We start from the raw sequence: 8223 nt of genomic DNA, 5'->3' as shown, positions 1-8223 counted from the left end.
TGTGCAGGTCCTGAAACTGCTGATGCCTGGTGCCAAGTTTCTACTTTTTTTTGACCAGCGAGTAATTCCGTAGCCTCACGGGGTTGTCACTCCGTGAGGATTTTTAGTCTAAAACTATTTCATTAAAATCGGGGTGCTAATCACCCCGATTTTAATGGCTATACAGTGGTTAATTTTTAGTTAAACAGGATGAACTAATTGGGTGTTAAACTACAGCAGCCTCCTTTTCGGCAGACTTAACTTTACTCAAAAGCTCTTGCAATTTGTCACCCTCAATTACTTCCGTGTCCAATATTTGTTTAGCAATGGTTTCGAGCAACTCCCGATTCTCGTTCAGAATAGCTAATGCTTGTTGATGACCTGTTTCGACAATCTCTTTGACTTCATCATCAATTGCTTTAGCAGTTTCATCACTGACATTGCGGCGGGGATTCATCATCCCATCTCCCAGAAAGCTTGACTGCTGACCTTTCTGGTAAGCTAAGGGGCCGAGAACTTTACTCATGCCATAGGTGGTTACCATTTGCTCCGCTAAATCCGTAGCTCGTTGCAGGTCATTGGAAGCGCCAGTGGTAATGCTATTAAACACAATCTCTTCCGCTGCCCGTCCACCAAGCAAGGTAGCAATCTGACCCTGGAGTTCTTTTTCATCCATTAAGAAGCGGTCTTCTGTAGGCATTTGCAAGGTGTAGCCTAGTGCTGCCATCCCCCGTGGCACAATGGAGATTTTAGCGACTTTACTACCACCAGGCATCAAAGCACCAACTAGAGCATGACCGACTTCATGGTAAGCAACGATAGTTTTCTCTTTGTCATTGAGTACCCGGCTTTTCTTCTCTAGACCAGCTACGACTCGCTCAATCGCTTCAGCAAAGTCGGCTTGAGTTACTTTTTCCTTGCGGTTACGGGCAGCTAACAGGGCTGCTTCATTAACGAGATTAGCAAGATCAGCACCAGCAAAACCAGGAGTACGAGTTGCGATCGCTTTTAGATCTACATCTTCCCCAAGCTTCACTTTCTTAGCATAGATTTCCAGAATTTTCAAGCGACCGGATAAGTCTGGACGGTCTACTAACACTTGCCGATCGAATCGTCCTGGACGTAACAGAGCTGGGTCTAGGGTTTCAGGGCGGTTAGTCGCTGCTAAGACAATTACCGTGGCATCACCAGCAGCAAATCCATCCATTTCCGTTAGCAACTGGTTGAGGGTTTGTTCCCGCTCATCGTTGCCACCAACAAAACCAGAACCACTAGCACGGGACTTACCAATAGCATCCAATTCATCAATGAAAATAATACAGGGAGCTTTCTTTTTGGCCTGTTCAAATAAATCCCGAACTCTGGCAGCACCAGCACCCACAAACAGTTCTACAAACTCCGATCCAGAAATACTAAAGAATGGTACACCAGCTTCTCCAGCTACTGCTTTAGCCATTAGGGTTTTACCCGTTCCAGGAGGTCCAACTAATAGCACTCCTTTTGGAATTCGCGCTCCTATGTTAGTAAACCGTTGGGGCGTTTTGAGAAAATCCACAATTTCCTGTAATTCAGTCTTTGCTTCTTCTACCCCTGCCACATCATTAAAGGTAACTTTCGTGGCATCATCTTGCACATAAACCTTAGCTTTACTCTTGCTAATAGACAGAGCACCTTGGGGTCCGCCACCACCAAAACGTCCTGCAAAAAACTGCAAAATGCCAACAAAAATCAGTGGAGGTATCACCCAGCTGAGCACGATGGCAAACCAGCTTCGTTTAGGGGGAGGAGCAGCAGCAAATTCTACTCCTTTATCTTCTAGCCGTTGGGGTAACTCTAGATCATAGATTGGGGTGGTAATCAGAATTTGTCCTGGCTGTTCAGTATCAGCTTTGAGCTGATACTGGATTTGGTCTTGCCCAACATAAACCCGCGCTACCTGTCCATCTTGGACTTGGTCAATAAACAAGCTGTAGGGTACCCGAGAGATTTTCTGTCCAAAAAACCCAGGCAAGAATAGGTTAGCTACAAGAAATAAACCCCCTAAAAATAATAGAATATTGCCAATTAGGCGAGAGCGAGGGGGTTGAGGTTTGTCTTTAATACTCATAGATGCAAGGTAGTTAAATGCAAACTAGTGTTTGTTTAAAATGCTTTTGTTATACAGGCTGAAAGCCCTTACTTTTAGCCTACCAGGGTACGGTTAAAAGTTATACCGATTGTTCAAAGTAGGACTACAGATGCAGATGAGGAGATGGGGAGATGGGGAGATCAAAAGGACGTGTAGCGGTGTCAGCCCTAAGAATTGGTATTAACTCTAAAATTCCAGACTTACTTGATCAGGGTAAACCCATCTTATTTTGAAATGCCTACGATAGGTATTTTTGCTTATTAATTGTGAAATCTTTGGTCAGTAAGGCTTTTAGTATTTAGATGGGCTAGATAAGTATTTTTGCGTATTAATTGTGAAATCTTTGGTCAGTAAGGCTTCTAGAATTTAGATTGGTTTATTATATATAGCATTTCGTGTAGGAATTGGAAAAAACGATTACCGTTTTTGACCTTGTCTTTATGCAGTCACTCATGAGGGAAACCCCCTTTGGCGGCGCTGCATCGCTACCAAAAATCCCTATATAGTTGATTAACTCTTGCCTCTTGCCTCTTGCCTCTTGCCTTTTCCTAAGGGATTCTGTTCACAACTCAACTATAAATGCTATATATCGAGAGATAGATTTAGACGGCTTCCAACCAATCAAAGATTTGATCTAATTGATCTAATGAAATTAGTCCGTATTGCCACAGAATCATCGGTAAAAAGTTTGGGCTTGGTTCGCCCTGGCGTAGGGCCAGGGCAATGGAAGCCCTAGGAATCTCTAACTCTTCCTGTAACCAGCGAATCAATTTAGTGAGCACTGAAGACTGCATCGACCTCTGGTTTAGGAATTGGGCAGAGAGTTGCTAGCAAAAGCATCCATGGCATAGGCCGGAGTGCGTACGCTATAGTCAGTGTCTTGACCAGTCACGGATTTGGCCAGTTTGTTGAAAGAGTTACTACGCCAGTTGCGCTCATGGATGGGCTTGGTTTGCTCACCACGGAAGTAAGCTTGAGTACCAATTAGCGCAGCAGCAGTCCAACCAACAATTAACAGTGCAATTACAATAGTCATGATTTTCTCCTTTGTGTTTTATAAGCTAGTGGTCAAACAAGTAACGAATGGTTTAGCTGATACCGAAGGCAGTCAAAATTAACAAGCTGACTAAAAAGCTAGCAATAGCACCTTGGGTAATATAATTACGCTGCTGTTCAAGTGTTGGGAAGTCTGCGTAGTAAATCTCGGTTTCAGGAGCGTAGTTATTGAGGACTCCGGTTTCATCAACGGTGGTGTACATAGTGGACTTGGTAATAGTGTTAGTGCTGAAAGTCATTTGCTTTTTTTCTCCTTTGGTCTTTATGTAAATAAATGGGTCAAACCGTTAAAGCATTGCTTGATCACAGTGTCAAAATCACAGTGTCAAATGCTTCAAGATTAGGAATTGGGTAGAGAGTTGCTAGCAAAAGCATCCATGGCATAGGCCGGAGTGCGTACGCTATAGTCAGTTTCTTGACCAGTCACGGATTTGGCCAGTGTGTTGAAAGAATCACTACGCCAGTTGCGCTCATGGATGGGCTTGGTTTGCTCACCACGGAAGTAAGCTTGAGTACCAATTAGCGCAGCAGCAGTCCAACCAACAATTAACAGTGCAATTACAATAGTCATCATTTTCTCCTTTGTGTTTTTTACAAGCTTTGGGTTTAACAAGTAATGAATGGTCTTAGCTGATACCGAAGGCGGTCAAAATTAACAAGCAGACTAACAAGCTAGCTATAGCACCTTGGGAAATATAATTACGCTGCTGTTCTACTGAAGGGAAGTCTGCGTAGTAAATCTCGGTTTCAGGAGCGTAGTTGTTGAGGACTCCGGTTTCATCAACCGTGGTGTACATAGTGGACTTGGTCATGGTGTCAGTGCTGAAAGTCATTTGGTTTTTTCTCCTTTCGTCTGTGTTTTACAAGCTTTGGGTCAAACCCTTAAAGCATTGCTTGATTAGGAATTGGGCAGAGAGTTGCTAGCAAAAGCATCCATGGCATAGGCCGGAGTGCGATCGCTATAGTCAGTGTCTTGACCAGTCACAGATTTAGCCAGTTTGTTGAAAGAATCACTACGCCAGTTGCGCTCATGGATGGGCTTGGTTTGCTCACCACGGAAGTAAGCTTGAGTACCAATTACCGCAGCAGCAGTCCAACCAACAATTAACAGTGCAATTACAATAGTCATCATTTTCTCCTTTGTGTTTTTTACAAGCTAGTGGTCAAATAAGTAACGAATGGTTTAGCTGATACCGAAGGCAGTCAAAATTAACAAGCAGACTAACAAGCTAGCTATAGCACCTTGGGAAATATAATTACGCTGCTGTTCTACTGAAGGGAAGTCTGCGTAGTAAATCTCGGTTTCAGGAGCGTAGTTGTTGAGGACTCCGGTTTCATCAACCGTGGTGTACATAGTGGACTTGGTCATGGTGTTAGTGCTGAAAGTCATTTGCTTTTTTTCTCCTTTCGTCTTTATGTAAATAAATATAACACTATGTAAACTTTTGTTTCAATAGCTTGACAGGAACTTTTTGTAGGGTTAGCCGTATAGGTGTAGGTGTAAAAACCCGACAAAAAGGTAAAAAGCCTAAATTTTGAAGATTAAGCAAGAGTAAATAGGCGTAATTACTGCTAATTACGCCTATAAAACCAAATAATCGCTGCTAATCCTTATTTATAAGTGTTTAAATCTAAGTCTTTAAGTCTAAGTGTTTAAGTCTGAGTGTTTAAGTTCTTACTTTCGGCATATATCTTTGGGAATAGATGGCATACCCCCAGCCCGATCCTACTCAGCCTAAAGATGAGGAGTTGATAGGCTGATCAGATGTGTAGCAAGATGTTTGGACAGGAGTGACTGGGTAAGTCCTGTTGATAGAAGCAAATGTTTTGGCAAAAAAGTAACTTCAGATATAGCGTTTCTTATACCTATGAGGTAAACAGGGTTTTTTCCCACTTCTGACTTCCCTGCTCCCAGCTCCGTTCGCACCTCAAGCAGCGTCTGGCTCTGCCAGTAAGCGTGGCCCACGGCCTTAGCTCCCATTAACCGGCGTAAGTACCTCACCCAATTGAGAACTGCTATATGCGATCGCATTTCAAGAGCCCATGATTGGACAGCAGCAAAGGGTGGCAAGGATCATGCCTACCCTTTTGATTACTCCTACAATTGATCACTCCTGCAACAGAGTCTTAGACACAATTCTGGTTTTCTTACGATCAGCTTCTGAGAGGTCTTCCCCAGTTTGCAAAATCGTAGCATTAGTTTGCAGTACCGTTGCGGCTCCTTTATCCCCCATCTGGATAGCAGTTTTTGCCGCAGTTTGTAACATGGTGGCAGCCCCGACGCGATCGCCCTGCTGTAATTTCGTTTCCGCAATTTGAGTCTGACGATATTTAGCTAAAGCTAGAATATGCTTCTGTACCTCAGGATTGGGAACTGGTTGATAAGCCTCCTGGAAATTTGCCTGGACTGGCACGATTTCCGAGAGTAACTCTTGGGCACCACTGGATGGATCATCATATTTGACTTGTACATGGGCAATGGTTTGACGACCCTCTGGCATTTTCCCAACATACAAGTTAGCGAGAATCACCCGTTGTGAATCAGTCATCAAATCTCCCAAACGTACCATAAAGCGATCGCCTTCTGATTGTGCTGGGAGTTCAATCGCATCTGGTTCTACTTGGGCGATGGGTTTGAGTTCTGCTAACCGCACTTTTGGCATTAAATCCAACAACAGATAAGCATTAGTTAAGCCAACAGACTGCATGCGGTTGAACAAACGTGCAAACTCACTCAGGGCTTGCTCTGGTTCTTCAATGTAAGACAAGCTACCAGTAGCAATATCCGCAATTTTTTCCAAAATATCTTGGTTCCAGTTGGCACCGAATCCCAGACTGTTGATAGTCAAGTTATTTTCAGCAGCCAGTTCAGCTAATTTTATGCAGCTTTCATTGTTTCCATGTTCGTTTTCCCCATCAGTGAGGAGAAACACCTGAGATACCGTGTCTTGTTTAGCTTTAATTAATTCTTTAACCCCTAGCTTTAGACCTTCATCAATGGCAGTACCCCCATCAGCCCCAAGTCGGTTAATCTTTCGTTTGATTTGGTCTAGGTTGCCCATCGGTTGATTGCGAACCAGCACTTTCGCTCTGTGGTCAAAGGCCACAATCGAGAGGCGGTCATCCGGTTGCAGGCGCTCAATTAACCCTACTGCTGCTTGCTTGACAGTTTCCAGAGGCTGTCCATGCATGGAGCCACTGTGGTCGAGTACCAGACACAAATTCAACGGTACATTTCGACTGGAGGAAGCAGCGATCGCAGAAATCGCCATGGATAACTGACGCTGACTACTCGGTTGATTAGCATCAATATTAGTATCGTTAAGGGCTGGGTGCAAACCAACTTTCATTTTAGATAGCTCCTCAGGCAGCAAGGGTAATTGATAATGGGTGTAGGGGCATCAGCCAACATGGGTCGAGCCATTGAGCTGCTTACAATAACCCCATATAAGGCAGTTTTCCCCCATGTTACAGTTTTTACCTTTCGGGGGCTAACCGGCACGAATAAAATCACGAAGAAAGTATGGCAAGCTACACTGGTTAAAGATAGTGCCATTATTGCAGCCCCAAATATCATGAAACGACCCATCCAGGCTGTTCAATCTACCTATTATGGTAGACCTGCCTACCGCACACCGCCACCAGACTTACCCTCGCTGTTGTTAAGTGAGCGGATTGTATATTTGGGTATGCCCTTGGTGAGTGCGGTAACAGAATTAATTATTGCCGAACTGTTGTATTTACAGTACGACGACCCAGACAAGCCAATTAAAATTTACATCAATTCCACCGGCACATCCCGTTACGATGGCCAACCTGTGGGTTTTGAAACCGAAGCTTTTGCCATCTGTGACACCATAAATTACATCAAGCCCCCTATCCACACTATTTGTATTGGTTCAGCCCTCGGGATGGCAGCCATGCTCCTCTCCGCAGGAACCAAAGGCTGTCGGGCAAGTTTACCCAATGCCACTATTGTCCTACATCAGCCCAGGAGTTATGCCCAGGGTCAAGCGACGGATATCCAAATTCGTGCTCAAGAAGTTCTGACCAATAAGAAGACGATGCTCGATATCCTGTCTCGCAATAGCGGTCAAGACCAAGAAAAAATTGCCAAAGATATGGATCGCTTCCTTTACATGACACCTCACCAAGCCCAAGAGTATGGTCTGATCGACAGGGTGCTAGAACCTCAAGAGCTTGATACTCCGATTCCTGCTGGTATTACTTAGGTCGTAAGCTATCAGCAATCAGCAATCAGCAATCAGCAATCAGCTTATTCGGATCAGTAAAACCAGCAGGGATTTTCAACCAGCCGTATAAGTGCACCCGATGCTTGTTTACTACCTCCCGTTGATTAGCATGATAGCTGACGGCTCACGGCTGATAGCTGAATGCTTACATAAATTGATCAATCTTTACATGCCCTTTTCCACAATCTAGTACTAACTCGGAGCAAATTATGCCAATTGGTGTGCCCAAAGTTCCCTACCAGATGCCAGGAAGTCAGTATACTGAGTGGATTGACATCTACAACCGTCTCTACCGGGAACGGATTATTTTTCTAGGCAAAGAGGTGGATGACGAAATCACCAACCAGATCATTGCGGTAATGCTATATCTCGACTCTGAAGATAATAGCAAAGATATTATCCTCTACATAAACTCTCCTGGTGGTTCAGTCACCGCAGGCATGGCAATATACGATACCATGCAGCATATCAAATCCGATGTAGTAACCGTTTGTGTTGGTCTAGCTGCCTCTATGGGGTCGTTCCTGCTAGCTGCAGGTAAAAAAGGAAAACGAATAGCTTTGCCTCACTCCAGGATTATGATTCACCAACCCTCTGGGGGAACCCGTGGACAAGCTACGGATATTGAGATTGAAGCTAGGGAAATTTTGCGGATCCGCCATCAACTCAATGAAATCTACGCCCAAAATACCGGTCAATCCCTAGAGAAAATCGAAAAAGACATGGATCGGGACTTTTTCATGTCAGCGGATGAAGCCAAGGAGTATGGCTTGATTGACCAAGTCATTGATCAGAGAGCACCCTAGA

General features: G+C 44.2%; 11 protein-coding genes. 2 read left to right on the top strand and 9 right to left on the bottom strand.

The window, feature by feature from the left end:
• Positions 1 to 205: 205 nt before the first annotated feature.
• From ftsH4 to F6K37_RS26295, 9 genes are all read right to left on the bottom strand, one after another.
• Positions 206 to 2086, bottom strand: coding sequence for an ATP-dependent zinc metalloprotease FtsH4 (ftsH4, locus tag F6K37_RS26335; RefSeq protein ID WP_008182593.1), 1881 nt, complete (start codon positions 2084 to 2086; stop codon positions 206 to 208).
• 623 nt (positions 2087 to 2709) lie between these two features.
• Positions 2710 to 2901, bottom strand: a complete 192-nt coding sequence (locus F6K37_RS26330) for a DUF2949 domain-containing protein (protein WP_008182591.1) — start codon at positions 2899 to 2901, stop codon at positions 2710 to 2712.
• A gap of 11 nt (positions 2902 to 2912) precedes the next feature.
• Positions 2913 to 3143, bottom strand: a complete 231-nt coding sequence (locus F6K37_RS26325; protein ID WP_287253274.1) for a photosystem II protein, Psb35-related — start codon at positions 3141 to 3143, stop codon at positions 2913 to 2915.
• Between the two features lie 52 nt (positions 3144 to 3195).
• A complete protein-coding gene (psb34, locus tag F6K37_RS26320) occupies positions 3196 to 3366 on the bottom strand; it encodes a photosystem II assembly protein Psb34 (RefSeq protein ID WP_044492720.1) in 171 nt (56 codons plus the stop codon).
• Positions 3367 to 3503: 137 nt separating this feature from the next.
• Complete coding sequence (locus F6K37_RS26315) at positions 3504 to 3734, bottom strand: photosystem II protein, Psb35-related (RefSeq protein ID WP_044492707.1); 231 nt, start codon at positions 3732 to 3734, stop codon at positions 3504 to 3506.
• A 55-nt stretch (positions 3735 to 3789) separates the two neighbouring features.
• Positions 3790 to 3960 (bottom strand): photosystem II assembly protein Psb34, encoded by a 171-nt coding sequence (gene psb34, locus F6K37_RS26310; RefSeq protein WP_044492717.1) that lies wholly within the window; start codon positions 3958 to 3960, stop codon positions 3790 to 3792.
• 101 nt (positions 3961 to 4061) lie between these two features.
• On the bottom strand, positions 4062 to 4292 hold the full coding sequence (locus F6K37_RS26305; protein WP_271970338.1) for a photosystem II protein, Psb35-related: 231 nt from the start codon (positions 4290 to 4292) through the stop codon (positions 4062 to 4064).
• A gap of 54 nt (positions 4293 to 4346) precedes the next feature.
• Entirely contained in the window at positions 4347 to 4517 is a 171-nt protein-coding gene (psb34, locus tag F6K37_RS26300) for a photosystem II assembly protein Psb34 (RefSeq protein WP_044492717.1), read from the bottom strand.
• Positions 4518 to 5271: 754 nt separating this feature from the next.
• On the bottom strand, positions 5272 to 6513 hold the full coding sequence (locus F6K37_RS26295; protein WP_008180349.1) for a vWA domain-containing protein: 1242 nt from the start codon (positions 6511 to 6513) through the stop codon (positions 5272 to 5274).
• Between the two features lie 225 nt (positions 6514 to 6738).
• Here F6K37_RS26295 and F6K37_RS26290 point away from each other — a divergent pair, with 225 nt between their 5' ends.
• Together F6K37_RS26290 and F6K37_RS26285 are read left to right on the top strand one after the other, a co-directional pair.
• Positions 6739 to 7395, top strand: a complete 657-nt coding sequence (locus F6K37_RS26290) for an ATP-dependent Clp protease proteolytic subunit (RefSeq protein WP_044492366.1) — start codon at positions 6739 to 6741, stop codon at positions 7393 to 7395.
• A gap of 230 nt (positions 7396 to 7625) precedes the next feature.
• Positions 7626 to 8222 (top strand): ATP-dependent Clp protease proteolytic subunit, encoded by a 597-nt coding sequence (locus tag F6K37_RS26285; protein ID WP_008180354.1) that lies wholly within the window; start codon positions 7626 to 7628, stop codon positions 8220 to 8222.
• Position 8223 lies beyond the last annotated feature (1 nt).

It is taken from the genome of Moorena sp. SIO4E2 (assembly GCF_010671945.1).
GTDB classification, from domain to species: Bacteria; Cyanobacteriota; Cyanobacteriia; order Cyanobacteriales; family Coleofasciculaceae; genus Moorena; species Moorena producens.
This window is presented reverse-complemented; position numbering and strand designations above follow the sequence as displayed.

Coding starts and splice junctions, on each gene's coding strand:
- F6K37_RS26315 (WP_044492707.1), bottom strand. CDS start 3,734: ATGACTATTGTAATTGCACTGTTAATTGTTGGTTGGACTGCTGCTGCG.
- psb34 (WP_044492717.1), bottom strand. CDS start 3,960: ATGTACACCACGGTTGATGAAACCGGAGTCCTCAACAACTACGCTCCT.
- F6K37_RS26305 (WP_271970338.1), bottom strand. CDS start 4,292: ATGACTATTGTAATTGCACTGTTAATTGTTGGTTGGACTGCTGCTGCG.
- psb34 (WP_044492717.1), bottom strand. CDS start 4,517: ATGTACACCACGGTTGATGAAACCGGAGTCCTCAACAACTACGCTCCT.
- F6K37_RS26290 (WP_044492366.1), top strand. CDS start 6,739: ATGAAACGACCCATCCAGGCTGTTCAATCTACCTATTATGGTAGACCT.
- F6K37_RS26325 (WP_287253274.1), bottom strand. CDS start 3,143: ATGACTATTGTAATTGCACTGTTAATTGTTGGTTGGACTGCTGCTGCG.
- ftsH4 (WP_008182593.1), bottom strand. CDS start 2,086: ATGAGTATTAAAGACAAACCTCAACCCCCTCGCTCTCGCCTAATTGGC.
- F6K37_RS26330 (WP_008182591.1), bottom strand. CDS start 2,901: ATGCAGTCTTCAGTGCTCACTAAATTGATTCGCTGGTTACAGGAAGAG.
- F6K37_RS26295 (WP_008180349.1), bottom strand. CDS start 6,513: ATGAAAGTTGGTTTGCACCCAGCCCTTAACGATACTAATATTGATGCT.
- F6K37_RS26285 (WP_008180354.1), top strand. CDS start 7,626: ATGCCAATTGGTGTGCCCAAAGTTCCCTACCAGATGCCAGGAAGTCAG.
- psb34 (WP_044492720.1), bottom strand. CDS start 3,366: ATGTACACCACCGTTGATGAAACCGGAGTCCTCAATAACTACGCTCCT.